The organism is Novosphingobium sp. ST904, assembly GCF_001298105.1.
Classification (GTDB): domain Bacteria; phylum Pseudomonadota; class Alphaproteobacteria; order Sphingomonadales; family Sphingomonadaceae; genus Novosphingobium.
In genome coordinates, this window is sequence record NZ_LGJH01000165.1 from 115,618 (window position 1) to 132,031 (window position 16,414).

Annotated in this window: 16 protein-coding genes, 4 pseudogenes and 1 riboswitch; of the genes and pseudogenes, 14 read left to right on the plus strand and 6 right to left on the minus strand. The window is 68.4% G+C overall.

What is annotated here, in order from left to right; all coding sequences use genetic code 11:
* Positions 1–7: 7 nt before the first annotated feature.
* On the plus strand, positions 8–637 hold the full coding sequence (locus tag ADT71_RS26955) for an FMN-binding negative transcriptional regulator (protein ID WP_054441850.1): 630 nt from the start codon (positions 8–10) through the stop codon (positions 635–637).
* A 69-nt stretch (positions 638–706) separates the two neighbouring features.
* Positions 707–1,276 carry a hypothetical protein gene (locus ADT71_RS26960; protein WP_132468870.1) on the plus strand — a complete coding sequence of 190 codons (570 nt, stop codon included), beginning with the start codon at positions 707–709 and terminating at the stop codon, positions 1,274–1,276.
* A 9-nt stretch (positions 1,277–1,285) separates the two neighbouring features.
* Here ADT71_RS26960 and ybaK read toward each other — a convergent pair whose 3' ends face one another.
* The 3 genes and pseudogenes from ybaK to ADT71_RS34590 form a co-directional block, all read right to left on the minus strand.
* Positions 1,286–1,759: a Cys-tRNA(Pro) deacylase gene (ybaK, locus tag ADT71_RS26965; protein ID WP_054441852.1), complete on the minus strand. Its 474-nt coding sequence runs from the start codon at positions 1,757–1,759 to the stop codon at positions 1,286–1,288.
* 110 nt (positions 1,760–1,869) lie between these two features.
* Positions 1,870–2,540: pseudogene (locus ADT71_RS26970) on the minus strand (methyltransferase domain-containing protein).
* Positions 2,541–2,575: 35 nt separating this feature from the next.
* Positions 2,576–2,704 carry a plastocyanin/azurin family copper-binding protein gene (locus tag ADT71_RS34590; protein ID WP_231636273.1) on the minus strand — a complete coding sequence of 43 codons (129 nt, stop codon included), beginning with the start codon at positions 2,702–2,704 and terminating at the stop codon, positions 2,576–2,578.
* Between the two features lie 627 nt (positions 2,705–3,331).
* Between ADT71_RS34590 and ADT71_RS26975 the strand changes: the two genes are divergently transcribed.
* The 4 genes from ADT71_RS26975 to ADT71_RS26990 all read left to right on the plus strand — a co-directional run bounded on the left by ADT71_RS26975 (position 3,332) and on the right by ADT71_RS26990 (position 6,968).
* Positions 3,332–3,565: an acyl carrier protein gene (locus tag ADT71_RS26975; protein WP_054441853.1), complete on the plus strand. Its 234-nt coding sequence runs from the start codon at positions 3,332–3,334 to the stop codon at positions 3,563–3,565.
* Positions 3,562–4,791, plus strand: a complete 1,230-nt coding sequence (locus tag ADT71_RS26980; protein WP_054441854.1) for a beta-ketoacyl synthase — start codon at positions 3,562–3,564, stop codon at positions 4,789–4,791. Before ADT71_RS26975 ends, ADT71_RS26980 begins: the two co-directional genes overlap by 4 nt.
* A complete protein-coding gene (locus ADT71_RS26985; RefSeq protein WP_054441855.1) occupies positions 4,788–5,876 on the plus strand; it encodes a type III polyketide synthase in 1,089 nt (362 codons plus the stop codon). The genes ADT71_RS26980 and ADT71_RS26985 overlap by 4 nt, the downstream gene beginning before the upstream one ends.
* Before the next feature lie 78 nt (positions 5,877–5,954).
* Positions 5,955–6,968 carry an NAD(P)/FAD-dependent oxidoreductase gene (locus tag ADT71_RS26990; RefSeq protein ID WP_197283143.1) on the plus strand — a complete coding sequence of 338 codons (1,014 nt, stop codon included), beginning with the start codon at positions 5,955–5,957 and terminating at the stop codon, positions 6,966–6,968.
* Positions 6,969–7,015: 47 nt separating this feature from the next.
* Here ADT71_RS26990 and ADT71_RS26995 read toward each other — a convergent pair whose 3' ends face one another.
* The gene (locus ADT71_RS26995; RefSeq protein WP_054441973.1) at positions 7,016–7,618 is read right to left on the minus strand and encodes a YbhB/YbcL family Raf kinase inhibitor-like protein; all 603 of its coding nucleotides are present in this window, start codon (positions 7,616–7,618) and stop codon (positions 7,016–7,018) included.
* 248 nt (positions 7,619–7,866) lie between these two features.
* Positions 7,867–8,096: riboswitch (cobalamin riboswitch) on the plus strand.
* A 236-nt stretch (positions 8,097–8,332) separates the two neighbouring features.
* Between ADT71_RS26995 and ADT71_RS27000 the strand changes: the two genes are divergently transcribed.
* The 4 genes and pseudogenes from ADT71_RS27000 (at position 8,333) to cobJ (ending at position 11,566) form a co-directional block, all read left to right on the plus strand.
* Positions 8,333–9,472, plus strand: a complete 1,140-nt coding sequence (locus tag ADT71_RS27000) for a cobalamin biosynthesis protein CobG (protein WP_054441856.1) — start codon at positions 8,333–8,335, stop codon at positions 9,470–9,472.
* A complete protein-coding gene (locus ADT71_RS27005; protein WP_054441974.1) occupies positions 9,472–10,101 on the plus strand; it encodes a precorrin-8X methylmutase in 630 nt (209 codons plus the stop codon). Before ADT71_RS27000 ends, ADT71_RS27005 begins: the two co-directional genes overlap by 1 nt.
* Positions 10,098–10,822 (plus strand): annotated as a pseudogene (locus tag ADT71_RS27010) (precorrin-2 C(20)-methyltransferase). Before ADT71_RS27005 ends, ADT71_RS27010 begins: the two are co-directional and overlap by 4 nt.
* Positions 10,819–11,566: pseudogene (gene cobJ, locus ADT71_RS27015) on the plus strand (precorrin-3B C(17)-methyltransferase). The pseudogenes ADT71_RS27010 and cobJ overlap by 4 nt, the downstream one beginning before the upstream one ends.
* On the opposite strand, the gene ADT71_RS27020 reads toward cobJ, so the two are convergent.
* A complete protein-coding gene (locus ADT71_RS27020) occupies positions 11,542–12,291 on the minus strand; it encodes a cobalt-precorrin-6A reductase (RefSeq protein WP_132468923.1) in 750 nt (249 codons plus the stop codon). The pseudogene cobJ and the gene ADT71_RS27020 sit on opposite strands and share 25 nt — an antisense overlap.
* On the opposite strand from ADT71_RS27020, the pseudogene cbiE reads away from it, so the two are divergent.
* From cbiE to cobF, 4 genes and pseudogenes are all read left to right on the plus strand, one after another.
* A pseudogene (cbiE, locus tag ADT71_RS27025) lies at positions 12,290–13,497 on the plus strand (precorrin-6y C5,15-methyltransferase (decarboxylating) subunit CbiE). The gene ADT71_RS27020 and the pseudogene cbiE overlap by 2 nt on opposite strands.
* Before the next feature lie 2 nt (positions 13,498–13,499).
* Complete coding sequence (locus ADT71_RS27030; protein ID WP_369818354.1) at positions 13,500–13,859, plus strand: cobalamin biosynthesis protein; 360 nt, start codon at positions 13,500–13,502, stop codon at positions 13,857–13,859.
* On the plus strand, positions 13,856–14,641 hold the full coding sequence (gene cobM / locus ADT71_RS27035; RefSeq protein WP_054441859.1) for a precorrin-4 C(11)-methyltransferase: 786 nt from the start codon (positions 13,856–13,858) through the stop codon (positions 14,639–14,641). The genes ADT71_RS27030 and cobM overlap by 4 nt, the downstream gene beginning before the upstream one ends.
* A 7-nt stretch (positions 14,642–14,648) precedes the next feature.
* On the plus strand, positions 14,649–15,404 hold the full coding sequence (gene cobF / locus ADT71_RS27040) for a precorrin-6A synthase (deacetylating) (RefSeq protein ID WP_054441860.1): 756 nt from the start codon (positions 14,649–14,651) through the stop codon (positions 15,402–15,404).
* Here cobF and epsC read toward each other — a convergent pair.
* Positions 15,397–16,374: a serine O-acetyltransferase EpsC gene (epsC, locus tag ADT71_RS27045; protein ID WP_054441975.1), complete on the minus strand. Its 978-nt coding sequence runs from the start codon at positions 16,372–16,374 to the stop codon at positions 15,397–15,399. The two genes, cobF and epsC, sit on opposite strands and share 8 nt — an antisense overlap.
* Positions 16,375–16,414 lie beyond the last annotated feature (40 nt).

Below are 16,414 nucleotides of genomic sequence, written 5' to 3' on the forward strand. Positions count from 1 at the left end.
CCTGCTCATGTACTGTCCCGCCGCCTTTCGTGAAGACCGTGCCGAGGTGCTTCACGCGGCGATCCGCGCCTATCCGCTGGCCACGCTGGTGACGCATGGCGCGGCGGGGCTGACGGCCAACCTGATCCCGTTCACGCTGGTGGCGCCGCCGTCCGGGCCGGTCTTGCTCCGCGCGCACATGGCGCGCACGAACCCGCAGGTGGAGGAACTGCGCGCAGGTGCCGATGCCCTCGTGATCTTCCAGGGGCCGCAGGCCTATGTCACTCCGGCATGGTATCCGGCCAAGCGCGAGCACGGGAAAGTCGTGCCGACGTGGAACTATATCGCCGTGCAGGCGCGGGGCCGCGCATCCGTTACGGACGATGCCGCCTGGCTGCGCGCGCAGATCGACCAGTTGACGGATGAGCAGGAGCGCGGCCGCGCCGTGCCATGGGCGGTGGACGATGCGCCCGCCGCTTTCATCGCCGGTCAGCTCAGGGGAATTTCGGGTATCGAGATCCCGGTCGAGAGGCTTGAGGGCAAGTGGAAGGCGAGCCAGAACCAGTCGCAAGCCGCCCGGAGCGCCGTGGCTGAGGGACTGCGAGAGGGCGAAACTCCGTCTGCGTCCATGGCGGATATCGTTGCGGCTGCGACGTAAAGTTATGATATTGACTCGCAATAGCTAAATTGCATTAATATGAACTTCGTATCAGCGAAGGAATTGGTGATGATCGTTCATGGACTTCTCGCCGCCGCTGCGGCTTTGCCGCTGCTTGCCGCCAATGTGCCGGACGCGGCGATGAACGATGCCTTCGAACAGGCGCTCGCTTCCCCGCCGGTGCAGAGGGATACGCGATCGGCCGGCGATCCGCAGATCGATGCGGCGCTTCAGGCGGAAAACTGCGGCGTGGTTGGCTCCATCGATCAGCAGATCGTCACGATGAAGTCGGGTGTCGTCGAGGATTCCGCCGACCTCGGTTCGGCATTCTTCGTGCGATGTGCGGACAGTTCCGCCTTTCTCCTGCGGGAATTGCGGGAGAAGGTCACCGTGAAGGACGGAAAGGTCACCGGGCGGGTAGGCAACCTCGGCGGACTGGGCTTTACGGAAAGCCTCGCCGGGCGACCGGCGGCGTTCCGCTATCAGGATTTCGCGAAGTTGCAGCGGACGATGGCGACCATGGCATGGGTCGCCCCCGATGGCGCCCGCTATGCGGTCAGCACTTATGGCGATGCGGATCAGGACAGCGCCCGCGAACGATTGTCCGCGATCGCGACGAAGTTCGTCTCTCGCCTGTAACGGGGGCGTTCAGGCGGCGATGTCCGCGAATGTGGCGCCGAGAAGGGCTGCTGCATCGTCGCCGGAAAGCCTGGCCTGAAGGCCCCGCTGCCCGCCGTTGAGAAAGATCGCGTCCCACAGCAGGGCGGTCTCGTCGATCACTGTCGGCACCCGGCGCATCTGTCCGAACGGGCTGATGCCGCCGATCTTGTAGCCGGTCAGTCGTTCGGCATCGGCGGGTTTCATCATTGCGGCGCTCTTGGCGCGCAGGGCGGCGGCGGCTTTCTTCATCGAGACTTCGCCGCTGCTCGGCGCGACGACGCAGGCCGGCTTGCCGTCGGCAAGCAGCATGAGGGTCTTGAACACCTGGGCAGGATCGGCGCCGATCGCCACGGCCGCCGCCTGGCCGATGCTCTCTGCCGAAGGATCGTAGTCATAGGCGTGGAGGCTGAAGGAGACTCTTGCCTGTTCCAGCGCCCTTGTTGCGCGGGTGGATTGCGCCATCGGGAATTCCTGCTCGTGGTTGCCCGCAGCCGCCTAGCGCAGCGCGCAGCGCGGGCCAAGGGGCAGGACCGGCACGAAAAGGCGCCCTGATATCGGCATGTCCCGTAAGATCAGGGAAATTCCCGCTCCAGCGCGATGCGGAAGGGAAAGCGCCTCGCCACTCTCACCGTCCCTTCGCCCAGCCCGGCGTCGGCGAGCACCTGCGTCCATTCGGCCGGGCGAAGCGAACGGGCGATCGAAAGCTGGCCGTCCTCCCGCACGATGCGGTGAACCCCCAGCGTCCGTGCGAGAAGGGGGAAGCCGTAATAGGCGAAAGCATGGCGGTGCAGGTCGCACAGGAGCCAGCCGCGCCGCGCTTCACACTCCATATGGCGCAGGAAGCGGGTGAGCTGCTCGTCGGTCATATGGTGAGCGACCTGGCTGCTGACGATGAAATCGAAATGCTCGGGCTGGTCGGCATAGTCGCCGGTCCGATAGTCTATCGGGACACCTTGCGCCGCGTCCGAAGGCGTTGCGGCACGTGCTATGCCTTCGCTCTCCGGGTTGAGGTCCACCCCCACCAGCCGTGCCTCGATCCCGCGCCGCGCCGCCCAGCGCGCCACGGTGCGCAGCAGGTCGCCATAGCCGAAGCCGACGTCGAGCAGGCTGAAGCTGCGCCCAGTTCCCACCGCGCGGAGAGGAAGGAAAGGGTGGAATGGGCCGTGAAGGTCCAGCGGTTGACCCGCGCCAGATCGCGCAGCACGGCGGCATAGGCGGCGCTGTCGAGATCGACCGCGTCCATCTGTTCTTCCTGGCGGACGCGAACCGGCAGGAAGCTCACTGCACGACGATCTTTCCGTTCATGCCGAAGGCGCTGTGCATGAAATGCGTGCAGCGAAGCTTGTAGCTGCCGGGCTGCGGCGCGACGAGGTGGATTTCAACCGTTTGCCCTGCTGCCAGCGGCACTTGCCCGTCGGATACCTTGGCACGATCCGCCTCGGCGATCCGCGCGGCCGAGAAGAATTCCTTCGCCGCGAAATCGTGCCGCCGGAAGCGGTATTCACCAGCTTCAGGTCGTAGCTGGCGCCGTGTTCCAGCGTGATGGTGGCGGGATCGAACTGGAAGTTCGACAGGCGTACCGTCAGCACGCGCATTTCGGCAGGTGCCGTTCCGCCGGGTTGCTGCGAGGCGGCGGGCAGGGGAGCCGCCAGAACGGCGGCGGCGATGACAAGACGGCAAGTGTTCATGTCCGGTCTTTCCATTGTCCGTGCAGGGACGCGACTCCGCGCGGGCGGAGCATGGTTCGTTATCGCACCGTTCCGGCCCGCGAAGAAGCGCTATCCGCGTCGCTCGCCGCGCTTGCCAGACCGGCGGAAAGCGCGCAGTCTCCGGTCCTTACGATCCGGGTGGGATGCCATGATGAGAAGCCAATGTCCGCTTACGGCGTGCGTGCTCCAGGCAGGATACCGGCCTATTTCCCGGACGGGCTGAGGTCATGGCGGAGCTTGCGATTTCGCGCCCTGCCGGACCTTCCCGGCTCCGATTCCAGCCCCGATTCCAGCCCTTGGCCCCCGTCCCAATGGAGAACAGCCGATGACTCACGATGCCGATATCATCGCCTTGATCGCCAAGGAGACGGGCCTTCCGCCCGAGCAGCTCCGCCCGGAAGCCACGCTGGCCACGCTGGACATTTCCTCGCTCGATCTTGTCAGCATCCTGTTCGAGCTGGAGGACAGGTTCGGGGTCGAAATCCAGCCGGAGGAACTCTCGCGCGAGACCACGCTGGGGCAGTTGCTGGAACGCATCGGAAGCGCCGCGCCGCGATGACCGGCGCCTCGGGGCACCGCGTGCTCGTGACCGGCATGGGGTGTGTGAGCGGTCTTGGCCGGGGCCTCGCTGTCAACTGGGCGCGTACCCGCAAGGGAGACGGCGCGATCCGCCCGCTGCCGGGCCCGGCGCCGGTGGGCATGGCCGCCTGGCTGGAGGGCAGGCCCGCGGACGACATCCGCTTTCCGGGCGTGGATGGGCAGCGCCTGCGCCGCCTTGGCCGCCTCGATCCGATCTCCCAGTTCGCGATAGAGGCCGCGCTGGAGGCCGTCCGGGATGCAGGCCTTGCGGATCATCCGTCACTGGCCCGGCGCACGGCGGTCCTGATGGGCTGCGGCAGCGGCGGCAACGAAACGATCGACACAGGTTACGAACGGCTCTTCGGCAAGGACGAGGCCAAGGTCCACCCCCAGACCATCCCTAGCTCGATGATCACGGCTCCCGCCGCGCATGTCTCGATCCTGCTGGGCATCCACGGCCCGGTCTTTACCCTGTCCAGCGCCTGCGCCTCTTCCGCTCACGCGCTGGGGGAAGCCCTGCACATGATCCGCAGCGGCCGTGTCGATGTGGCGATCGCGGGCGGGGCCGAGGCCTGCCTCACGCGTGGTTCGATGGCGGGATGGCAGTCTCTGGGCGTGCTGGCGCCGGACACCTGCCGCTCGTTCTCGCGCGATCGGCGCGGCATGGTGCTGGGCGAGGGCGCGGCCGTGCTCGTGCTGGAAAGCGAGCGCCATGCCCGCGCCAGAGGAGCCCGCGTTCATGGCGAACTGGCGGGATATGGCCTGTCGAGCGATGCGTCGCACATCACTGCGCCGGACACTGCCGGGATCGCGGCCGCTATTCGCGCAGCGCATGAGGATGCATGCATCGGTTTCGACATTCCCGCCATCGTTTCGGCGCATGGCACCGGCACCGCGCTGAACGATGCGGCCGAAGCGCTTGCGCTGCGGGAGGTCTACGGCGCAGACCTGCCCCGCCACCGGGTGATCGCCACGAAGTCCGCGCATGGCCACATGATCGGCGCGACCGGGGCGATGGAGTTCCTGCTGGGGCTGATGGCCCTTGTCGAAGGCACGGCGCCCCCGGTGCTGAACCATCTCGGCCCTGACCCGGAGTGCGATCTTCCGCTGGCGCTGGAGCCTCAGTCATTTTCGGCCGAAGTGCTGATTTCGAACAGCTTCGCGTTCGGCGGGCTGAACGCGGTGCTGGTGGGGAGACGGGCATGACCTCGGCTATCGCGCATATCAATCGCATCGGCACCGCCAATCCGCCTTTCGCGGTTCACGATGCTTTCGTGCGCTTCGTCAGCGCAGAGCTGGCCGATGCACGGTCTCGCCGCCTGTTCGAGCGCATGGCCGCCCGCTCCGGCATCGCGCAGCGCTATTCCTTCCTCGAACCGGTGACGCTTGCCGATGGCACGATAACCGATACGGCGGGCTTTTATGGGACGGGGGCGTGGCCATCGACCGGGCAGCGCATGGCGCTTTACGAACGCGACGCGCCCCGTCTGGCCTTCGCCGCGATAGAGGCGCTGGAAATCGACATCGCCGCGGCGGGGATCACGCACCTCATCGTCGCTTCCTGCACCGGCTTCATGGCGCCCGGGCTGGACCAGGCGATCGTTGCCGGCGCCGGACTCGATCCCGGCGTGGAGCGGACGGTGGTGGGTTTCATGGGCTGTTATGCGGCCGTCAATTCCCTGCGGCTGGCGCATCATATCGTCCGTTCGACGCCGGAGGCGCGGGTGCTGGTGGTGACGCTTGAACTCTGTACGATCCATTTCCAGCGGAGCGGCGATCTGGCGAACCTGCTGGCGATGCTATTGTTCGGCGATGGGGCTGCGGCGGCTTTGGTGACGGCGCGGCCGGAAGGGATCGCCCTGCGCGATTTTCGGGCGGTGACGATACCGGGCACGGCCGATGCCATCACATGGTCGATCCGCGATCAGGGGTTCGACATGCACCTTGGCGGAGAAGTGCCGGCCCGCATCGCCGAGGCTCTTGCGGCGGATGCCTCCCGCGGAGACGACCGGGGGCTCCTGCGCGGCGCTTCACCCGGTGATGTCGCGTTATGGGCGGTCCACGCGGGCGGCCGCACGGTGCTGGATGCCGTGGAGCACGGCCTTGGCTTACCCGCCGAGGCGCTGCTGCCTTCGCGAACGGTGCTGCACGATCACGGCAACATGTCCTCGGCGACATTGATGTTCATCCTTTCGCGGATGCTGTCGGGCTCGGGCGAGGGAGATGGGCTGGCGCTGGCCTTCGGGCTGGGCATGGCGGCGGAGAGCTTCCGCTTCACCCTGGAACGCTGACATGGCCGATGTCCTCGTGGTCGGCGGGGGGCTTGCAGGCGGGGCGGCGGCTGCCTGCTGGCGCGGCAGGGGCGGGACGTGCTCCTGCTGGAACGGGAGCATGGGCCGCATCACAAGGTCTGCGGCGAATTCCTCTCGGTGGAGGCGGCGGCGCATCTGCGCCAGCTTGGCGTGGACCCCGCTTCGCTGGGCGGTGTGCCGATCCAGCGGATCAGGCTGGTTTCGGGCACTGTGGAAGCGGAGGCGCCGCTGCCCTTCGGTGCCTGGGGCCTCAGCCGCCATGTGCTGGACGAGGCGCTGTTGAGGGAGACCATCGCAGCCGGCGCGCGGGTGGAGCGGGGCGTCAGGGTACTCGAACTCGGCGGCTGCGTGGCCCGCACGAGCGAGGGGGACCGAGAGGGGGAGTATCTGCTGCTGGCAAGCGGCAAGCTGCCCCTGCGCGAAAGAGGCACGGCGTCCACGGGGCGGGCGGAGGCTGGTTTCGTGGGGTTCAAGATGCATTACCGCCTTGCCCCTGCCGCGATGCACCGTCTGGCGGGCACGATCATGCTCTTTCTGTTCGGCGGCGGTTATGCGGGACTTCAGATGGTGGAGGGTGGACGGGCCAACTTGTGCCTCGTCGTGCGCCGCAGCCGTCTTGCGCAGTCCGGCGGGGACTGGACGGGCCTGCGCGCCCGGCTGGACGAGATCGCGGCGCTGCGCGAAATGCTGGCCGATGCGGAGCCGCTGTTCGACCGTCCTGTAACGATCGCCAACCTGAACTACGGCATGGCCCCGGCCCGGACCGCGAACAGCCGGGTGCTGCGGCTGGGAGACCAGTGGGCGATGACCGCCTCGCTCACCGGGGACGGCATGGCCATCGCCCTGCGCAGTGCCTTCGTCGCCGCGCAAAGCGTGATGGCGGGCGAGGACGCGCGGCGATACGACTGCAGGCTCGCCGCGGAGGTTCGCGGTCAGGTCCGGCGGGCCATGGCGTTCCAGAACATGCTGGACCATCCGGTCCTGCGGCAGGCCGGGTGCCACGCGGCCCGGTCCTTTCCTGCGCTGCTGACAATGGCCGCGCGCGCAACCCGCCTGCGCGAATGGAGATGACAGCGGGGCGGGAGCGCCGAAGGGGCGCTCGCCTTTGCCGCCGTGATCTACTCCTCGTCAGCCGGTTCCCCGTCTCCGCGCGCGTAATGGCCCACCAGCATTCCGGCGGCCAGGACATGGTCCTTGATCGCCGCCAGGAATTCCGAACGGCCCGGGTTCGTTTCCAGCACGGGCGCGCGGGAAAGCGCGAAGAGCTGGAACACGTAATCGTGCGTGCCGTGGCCCGGCGGGGGATCGGGCGGCAGCCAGCCTTCGGCCTGATAGCTGTTGCGCCCCACATCGCGCCCGTCCGGCGCACCGTCGTCGTCAGGGCCGATGCCGCCTTCGGGAATCGCCCGTGTGCCTGCGGGAAGGTTCCAGACGATGGCGTGGACAAGAGGCTCGGCCGCAGGAGCGTCGGGGTCTTCGACCAGCAGCGCCAGGCTGGTGGTGGCGGCAGGAACCTCGCCCCATTCCAGCGGCGGGGATATGCCTTCGCCATCGGGCGTGAAGCGGGCGGGAAGGCGCGCGCCGTTCTCGAAAGCGGGGCTCGACAGGTCTATGAAGGCGCCTTCCGGCACCAGCCCGGCGCGGACGATCGCCAGCTTGGAATGTCCCGCGCGGAAGTTGTGAAACAGGGCGCCAAGCCATTGAGGGACATGTTCGAGCATGGGATTCTCCTTCGTCTCGGTGTGCAACGTCCGGACCCGACCTGAGGTTTCGTCACCATCGGCGATGACTTCCGGGTTTCGGCAGATCATGACGCCTGCGCCGTCAGCCGCATTGATCGGGCGCAATCGGGCCGCCCGGTATCGCCGCCGCCGTGCGATATCGCCGGGATGCGCTTGCAGGGCTGCGCTGACGATTGGCATCGATCCCGTTTTGGGTTAGGCGGCACCTGCAAGCCGGATTTCGTCCGGCCTGCAACGATCGCGCGGGTGCCTTTCGGGGCTGAAATGGGAATGCGGTGCGGAGGAAACTCCCATTCCGCAGCTGTCCCTGCAACTGTAAGCGGCGAGCGAGATGCCGGGGCTCCCTCAACGGAGCCGGCCACTGGATGAAGGCGCCCATCGGCGCCGGTTCCGGGAAGGCCGCGTATCGAGCTTTGACCCGTGAGCCAGGAGACCTGCCGGCGCGTCGGTCGCTCTTGCCATGGTCCAGGGAAAGGCCAAGGCTCGGTACTCCGCGTGAGCGACGAACCTGTGCGGCTGGGGCTGCATCGGTGTGCAGGGATGGCGTATGTCGCGCCCGCCTGTCGTTGCGCACGGACCGACTTCGTCGGCAAGCCCCGGTCATCGTCGCCGCGCGCGGTTGAAAGCGTTTATGCGCGTCTCGTCGAAGCGTGCCCTTTTGAAAATCCAGCGTTCCCGCCCGGATCGCCGCACATGAGCGACTTTGCCGTGCGCGGCTGGTGCCCCAGTGCCTGGCGCCCGATGATGGCGGGCGACGGGCTGATCGTGCGCGTGCGGCCGCGCCTTGGGCGCCTGTCACGCGCGCAGGCGCTGGCGCTCTGCGCGCTGGCCCGCGAATACGGCAGCGGGGCGATCGACCTCAGCCGCCGTGCCAATCTCCAGATCCGGGGTGTGACCGAAGCCGGTTGGGCGGCCCTGCTGGAGCAACTGGTGGCGCTGGAACTGGTGGATGCCCGGCCCGATACCGAAAACCGCCGCAATATCCTCGTCGCGCCGGACTGGACGGCGGGGGACGACACGTTCCGGATCGCCGAGGCGCTGGCCAGTGCGCAGGTTCGCCTGCCGGAACTGCCGGGAAAGATGGGTTTCGCCGTGGACGCCGGAGCCGCGCCGATCCTGGGGGGAAGCCCGGCGGACTTTCGGATCGAACGGGGCGAAGGCGGCTGGCTCATCCTGCGCGCGGATGGCCGGGCGCTGGGGATTCCCGTTGCCGTGGACGAAGCGGTCGGCGCGCTGGTCGAACTGGCGGAATGGTTCGTCGCCTCCGGCGGGATCGCATCCGGCAGGATGGCGCGCCACCGTGCCGAGCTGCCGGGCTGGGCCAGGGGATGGGTCTCTCCCGCATCGCCGCGTCCGGTCATCGGCCCCGGCGCCCATGCCATGGGCCATGCCTGCGGCGCCGCTTTCGGCAGCGTGGAGGCGGCGGCGCTGGCCTCGCTCGTCACACGTTCCGGGGCGGCGGCCTTGCGGATCACCCCGTGGCGGGTGCTTCTTCTGGAAGGCGCGAACCCGCTCCCCGATCCTGTCGGGGATGGCTTTGTCAGCGATCCTACCGATCCGGCCATGCGCGTGGACGCCTGCCCCGGAGCACCGCTGTGCCCGCAGGCGACCGTGGCGACGCGGCCGCTGGCCTTGCGGCTGGCCGCGCACGTTCCGGGCCGCCTTCACGTCTCCGGCTGCGCCAAGGGCTGTGCGCGTTCCGCCCCTGCAAGCGTCACGCTGACCGGGCGAAACGGCCGCTTCGACCTTTCCATCGATGCCGCTGCCGGAGACCCGCCATGCCGGTCCGGCCTCGATCTCCCACAACTGCTCGCCCATTTCGGAGCCGAATGATGCCTCATCTTTATGAAACCGATGGCGCGGCGATCTACCGCCAGTCTTTCGCGACCATCCGTGCCGAGGCCGATCTCCAGCGTTTCACGCGTGAGGAAGAGCGTATCGCGGTGCGCATGATCCATGCCTCGGGCATGGTCGAACTGGCCGCTCATATACGGTTCTCCGCGGGCTTCGCCGAAGCCGCGATCGCGGCTGCAGCGCGCGGGGCTCCGGTGCTCTGCGATGCGCGCATGGTGACGGAAGGCATCACCAGATCGCGCCTTCCCGCCGGCAATCCGGTGATCTGCACGCTGCACGACCCGGCGGTTCCCGATCTGGCGAAAGCCATGTCCAACACGCGCTCGGCCGCGGCGCTCGAACTGTGGCGGCCGCATCTGCAGGGGGCGCTGGTGGCGATCGGCAATGCGCCGACAGCGCTGTTCCATTTGCTGAACATGCTGGAAGACCCCGCCTGTCCGCGCCCGGCGGCGATCATAGGGTGTCCGGTCGGCTTTGTCGGCGCGGTGGAGTCCAAGGCCGCGCTGTGGGAGGCGATGCCGGTGCCCTGCTGCATCGTCGAGGGGCGGCTGGGCGGCAGCGCCATCACCGTGGCCGCGATCAACGCCATCGGGAGCCGCGCGGAATGAAGCCGGGCACCGTTCACGGCGTGGGCCTTGGCCCCGGCGCGCAGGACCTGCTGAGCGTTCGCGCCGACCGTCTGGTGCGCGAGGCAAGGCATGTCGCCTATTTCCGCAAGTCCGGCCGCCCCGGGCAGGCGCGCAGGATCGTCGAGGGGATGCTGCGCGAAGACGTTGTGGAATTCGCGATGGAGTATCCGGTCACGACGGAAATCCCGCTGTCCGACCCGCGCTACAACGCCTGCCTTTCCGAGTTCTACGAATATTGCGCGGGCCATGTCGCGCGGCTGGCCGGTGCGGGCGAGGATGTCGTGGTCCTGTGCGAGGGCGACCCGTTCTTCTACGGCTCGTTCATGCACCTCTACACCCGCCTGTCGGGCTCGGTGCCGACACGAGTGGTCCCCGGGATCACCGGGATGTCCGGCGCGTGGACTGCCAGCGGCGCGCCGATGACCTGGGGAGACGACGTGCTCACCGTGCTGATGGCCACGCTGCCCGAGGACGATCTGGCAAGCGCATTCGCGATACCGATGCCCTGGTCGTCATGAAGATCGGTCGCAATCTCGACAAGCTGCGGCGCGCGGTGGCCGCCGCCGGGCGCGAGGGAGAGGCCTGGCTGGTGGAACATGCGGCCATGGCGGAGCAACGCGTTACGCCGCTGTGCGAGGCGCAGGCCGTGACGCCCTATTTCTCGATCCTGCTGATCCACGGGCAGGGCCGCCGGCCATGAGCGGCTGGATCGCGATTGCGGGCATCGGTCCGGGTGATGCCGCGCTGGTGACGCCAGAAGTCTCGCAGGCGCTGGCGGAGGCGACCGACATCGTCGGCTATGCCCCATACGTTTCGCGCGTCCCCGCGCGGGCAGGGCTGACGCTTCACGCCAGCGACAACCGGGTGGAGCTGGAGCGCGCCGCCCATGCCCTGGAGATGGCGGCGAGTGGGCGGCGGGTCGTGGTGGTGTCGTCGGGCGATCCGGGGGTGTTCGCAATGGCCTCCGCCGTGTTCGAGGCGCTGGAGGCGGGGCCTGCCGCGCACCGCGCACTCGATATACGGGTGCTGCCGGGGATCACCGCGATGCTGGCGGCCAGCGCCCGGGCGGGCGCCCCGCTGGGCCACGATTTCTGCGCCATCAACCTCTCCGACAATCTCAAGCCCTGGGCATTGATCGAGCGGCGGCTGCGCCTTGCGGCAGAGGCGGACTTTGCGATGGCGTTCTACAATCCCCGGTCGAAGGCACGACCGCACGGATTTGCGCGCGTCCTTGAAGTCCTGCGCGAGACATGCGGAGAGGACCGGCTGATCCTGTTCGCGCGCGCAGTCTCCACGCCGGAGGAGGAAATGCGTGTCGTCACGCTGGGCGAGGCCCGGCCGGAAATGGCGGACATGCGCACGATGGTGATCCTCGGTTCCAGCCGGACCCGGCTGTCGAGCGGCCGGGAAGGCGATCCTCTACACGCCGCGGTCGGCGGCATGACCCAGCCAGCGCAGCACCTCGCCGGGGTGGTGAACCGCCTTGCCCCGGGCGGGCGCTGGGCGGTCGATCATGAGCACGGGCACGCCGAGGCGGCGCGCGGCGATGAGCTTGGCCTCCGCCCCGGTGCCCCCGGCATTCTTGCAGACGATCAGGTCGATGGCATGGTCCCGCAGCAGGCGCGTGTCGGCCTCGGCGGTGAAGGGGCCGCGATCGACCACCAGATGATGGTCGGGAAGCGCGGGCGCCTGTTCCGGGCGGTCCACGAAGCGCAGCAGGTAGTGGTGCTGACCCTGCACCGCGAAAGCGTTCACATGCATCCGGCCGAGTGCCAGCATGACCCTGCGCGGCGGCCCGGCAAGCGCCGAAACGGCGGCCTCGATATCCGCCGCATGCTGCCAGCGGTCGCCTCGGGCGGGTTGCCACGGGGGGCGGGTGAGCCGGATGTGCGGCGTTGCAGTGTTCCGGGCGGCGGCCAGCGCGTGCGCGCTCATGGTCGCGGCGAACGGATGCGTGGCATCTACCAGATGGGTGACCCGGTGTTCCCGCAAATAGCGTTCCAGTCCCTCGATGCCGCCGAAACCGCCGATACGCACCGGCACCGGCTGCGCCTTCGGCCGTTCGACGCGCCCCGCATAGCTCAGTGTCGCGGTGAGCCCGCGCTCCGCCAGGGAGGCGACCAGCGCGCTGGCTTCCGTCGTCCCGCCGAGAACCAGGATATGGGAAATGCCGGAAACTCCTGAACAGCCATGGCTTACCATCGTCGGCATGGGTGAGGACGGGCTTTCCGGTCTCTCCGATGCAAGCCGCGAGGCACTGGCCGGTGCCGAACTGGTGACCGGCGCCGCACGCCACCTCGGGCTCCTGCCCGCCTCTACAGGTGAGCGGATGACGTGGCCAGTGCCCTTCGCCGATGGACTGGAACCGCTGCTGGCCCATCGCGGCAGGCGCGTGGTCATGCTGGCATCGGGCGATCCGTTCTGGTTCGGCGCAGGCAGTGTCGTGACCCGGCATCTGCGACGGGACGAATGGACCGCGCATCCCGCACCTTCGGTCTTTGCGCTGGCCGCCTCGCGGCTTGGCTGGCCGATCGAGGGCACGGCCTGCCTCGGCCTTCACGCGGCGCCGCTTGGCCGCCTGCGCCGCCACATCGCACCGGGGCGAAGGGCGCTGGTTTTGGTTCGTGACGGCGCGGCGGCGGTGGCGGTGGCCCGTTATCTCGCGGAACTGGGCTTCGGAGCTTCGGAGCTTTCCGTGCTCGAAGCGCTGGGCGGCCCGCGCGAGCGCATACGCCATTCGGCCGCGGAAGAGCTTGACTTCGCCGATATCGCGCACCCCGCGGCGCTGGGTATCCGTTTTGCCGGAAACGGCGCGGTTCTGCCCTGCGGCACCGGCCTGCCGGACGACTGGTTCGCGCATGACGGACAGATCAGCAAGCGCCCGGTGCGGGCCCTCACGCTTTCGGCGCTGGCGCCGCGTCAGGGCGAGACCCTGTGGGATATCGGCACCGGCTCGGGGTCCATTGCGATAGAGTGGCTGCTTGCGCACCCGGACATGCAGGCCATTGCCTTCGAGAGCGACCCCGCGCGTGCGGCGCGGGCGCGGGCCAATGCGGCGGCGCTGGGGGCCGATCGGCTGTCCGTGGTGGAAGGCCGCGCGCCTGCCGTGCTGGCCGGGCAGGCCGCGCCCGATGCGGTTTTCATCGGCGGCGGGCTCTGTGCGGAGCTTCTGGAATGTCTCTGGACCGTGCTGAGGCCGGGCGCACGTCTCGTCGCCAATGCCGTCACACTGGAATCGGAGGCCTTGCTGGCGCAATGGCACGGGGCGAGGGGGGCAGTCTCCTGCGGATCGAACTGTCCGAAGCGGCGCCGCTGGGCGCGAAGCGCGGCTGGAGGGCAAGCTATCCGATCGTCCAGTGGAGCGTGGTGCTGTGATCGTGGCTGGTTTCGGATTTCGCGCGGGCGCGAACCTCGTCTCTCTGGAGCGCGCGCTGGAAGGGGCCTGCGCAGGCCTGCCGCCGATTGCGGCGCTGGCCGCCCCTTGCGACAAGGCCCCCCAGCTCAAGGCGCTGGCCGACCGTCTCGGCCTGCCGCTGCTGGCCATCGATGCCGAGCGGCTCCGCGCCGCATCCACGATCACCCGCTCCGCCGCAAGCCTTGCCGCGCGGGGAACCGGCAGCGTGGCCGAAGCTGCCGCGCTTGCCGCCTGCGGTCCGGCCGCGAGGCTGCTCGCCCCCCGCCACGTTTCATCTGACCGCATGGCGACTTGCGCCATCGCCGAGGGAGTTCAACCATGACCGTTCATTTCATCGGAGCCGGTCCCGGCGCGCCCGACCTGTTGACGCTGCGCGGGCGAGATCTGATCGCGGCGAGCCCGGTGTGCCTCTATGCCGGTTCGCTCGTGCCTGCCGCCATCCTCGACCATTGCCCGCCGGGCGCGCGCATCGTGAACACCGCTTCGATGGCGCTGGACGAAATCGTGGCCGCGATCCGCGAAGCCCATGACGCGGGGCAGGACGTGGCGCGGCTCCATTCGGGCGACCTATCGATCTGGTCGGCCATGGGGGAGCAGGTCAGGCGGCTGCGGGCGCTGGGCATTCCGTTCACGGTGACCCCCGGCGTTCCGGCATTCGCGGCGGCGGCGGCAGCGCTGGAGGCCGAATTGACGGTGCCCGCGCTGGCCCAGTCGCTGGTCCTTACCCGCACGCCCGGGCGGGCGAGCGCCATGCCCGAGGCCGAGAGCCTGACACGGTTCGCCGCGACCGGAGCGACGCTGGCGATTCACCTGTCGATCCACAATCTCGGGCAGGTGGTGCGGGATCTGCTCCCCGCTTACGGCACGGATTGCCCGGTCGCCGTGGTGTGGCGGGCAAGCTGGCCGGACGAGCGTGTCGTGCGCGCCAGCCTCGGTTCGGTGGAAGCCGCGGTGGCGGGGAGCATGGAGCGGACGGCGCTGATCCTCGTGGGCAAGGCGCTGGGGCAGGGCGTGTCCGGCGAGAGCAGCCTCTATGCCGCAGGTTACGACCGCCGGTTCCGCCCGCAAACGGCCGAATCCCGGTTCGCCGGGCTGGAAGAGTGACGGCCGCGTGATCGACCTTCATCTCATCGGGATCGGCACCGGCAATCCCGATCACTTGACCTTGGCGGCGGTGAAGGCACTGAACCAGGCGGACCTGATCCTGTTGCCGCGTAAGGGCGAACGCAAGTCGGACCTGCTGGACCTGCGCCGCGCGATCTGCGGTGCCGTGCTGACGCAGCCCGTGCGCATCGCCGAATTCGATCTGCCGGAACGCTCGCCGGTGCCGCCCTACCTTGAGGCGGTGGGAGACTGGCACGGCGCAATCGCCCGCGTCTGGGCCGATCAGATCGGTGCGCATCTGCCGCAGGGCGGCAAGCTGGCGCTGCTGGTCTGGGGAGATCCCTCCCTTTACGACAGCACGCTGCGGATCGCGGGCCTGCTCGCGGAGGGCGGAATGGCCCTGCGCACGCAGGTCGTGCCGGGCATAACCAGCATCCAGGCACTGACGGCGGCGCATTGCATCCCGCTCAACACTCTGGGTTCACCCGTCACGATCACCACCGGACGCCGCCTTCGGGAGGATGGGTGGCCGCAGGGCGCGGAAACGGTCGTGGTCATGCTTGATGGCATGTGCGCTTTTTCCGCGCTGCCGCAAGAGGGCCTGACGATCTGGTGGGGCGCCTATCTCGGCATGGCACATGAAGCGCTGGTCCACGGGCCGCTGGCCACGGCCGGGCCGCAGATCGTCCGGCACCGGGCCGAACTGCGCGCCAGCCATGGCTGGATCATGGACGTCTACCTGCTGCGCCGGGCCGTCAGTTAAGCGAGCCGGGAGCGGGCGCAACCTTGCCGTTCTGGCTCGTCACCAGGTTCTCCCGGGCCTGATACACCCGGCTGTGCGCGGGAACCCCGTGCGTGAGCCAGACATTGCCGCCGATCTCGGAGCCCTTGCCGATCGTCACCCGGCCCAGGATCGTCGCGCCGGCGTAGATCACCACGTCGTCCTCGATGATCGGATGGCGCGGCGTGGCCTTGACCAGCGCACCCGAAGGATCGGCGGGAAAGTTCTTCGCGCCCAGCGTCACGCCCTGATAGATGCGAACGTTGTCGCCGATGATCGCGGTTTCCCCGATGACCACGCCGGTGCCGTGATCGATGAAGAACCCCTGTCCGATCTGTGCGCCGGGGTGAATGTCGATCCCCGTTCGGCTATGCGAGATTTCCGAGAGGATGCGCGCCACCAGCGGTACGCCCAGCAGGTGCAGGGCGTGGGCAAGGCGGTGATGGATGATCGCCAGCAGTCCGGGATAGCAGATCAGCACTTCGTCGAGGCTGCGCGCCGAAGGGTCGCCGCGATAGGCGGCTTCGATATCTATATCGAGCAGGCGCCGGATCGCGGGGAGCTGGCGGGAAAACCCGGCGACCAGTTCCGAGGCATGGCGATCGATCGCGCCCTTGTCCTGCGTGCCGGAGGAATATGTCAGTTCGAGCCGCAACTGGGCCTGAAGCCGGCTCAGCGCGATCTGCAGGGACTGAGTTACGAAGGTGTCCTCGTTGTGCAGGCGGACGAAATCGGGGCCGAGCCTGAGCGGGAACAGCGCGCCGCAAAGTTCGTCGGCCACTTTTGCAAGGCGCACGCGGGAAGGGAAGCTCTCCACCCCATATTCCGAATGCTGGGTATTGGTGGTGCGCCAGTGATGCCGGATCTCCGCGAGTTCGCGGACAATGCTGCCGACATCCCAGAAGTCGTCCTCCCCGGCGTTCGCGCTGATATGTTCCGGCTCGCTGCTCATGACGTTCATATTCCCGGCCAATTACCGTGCTTCCCTCGAA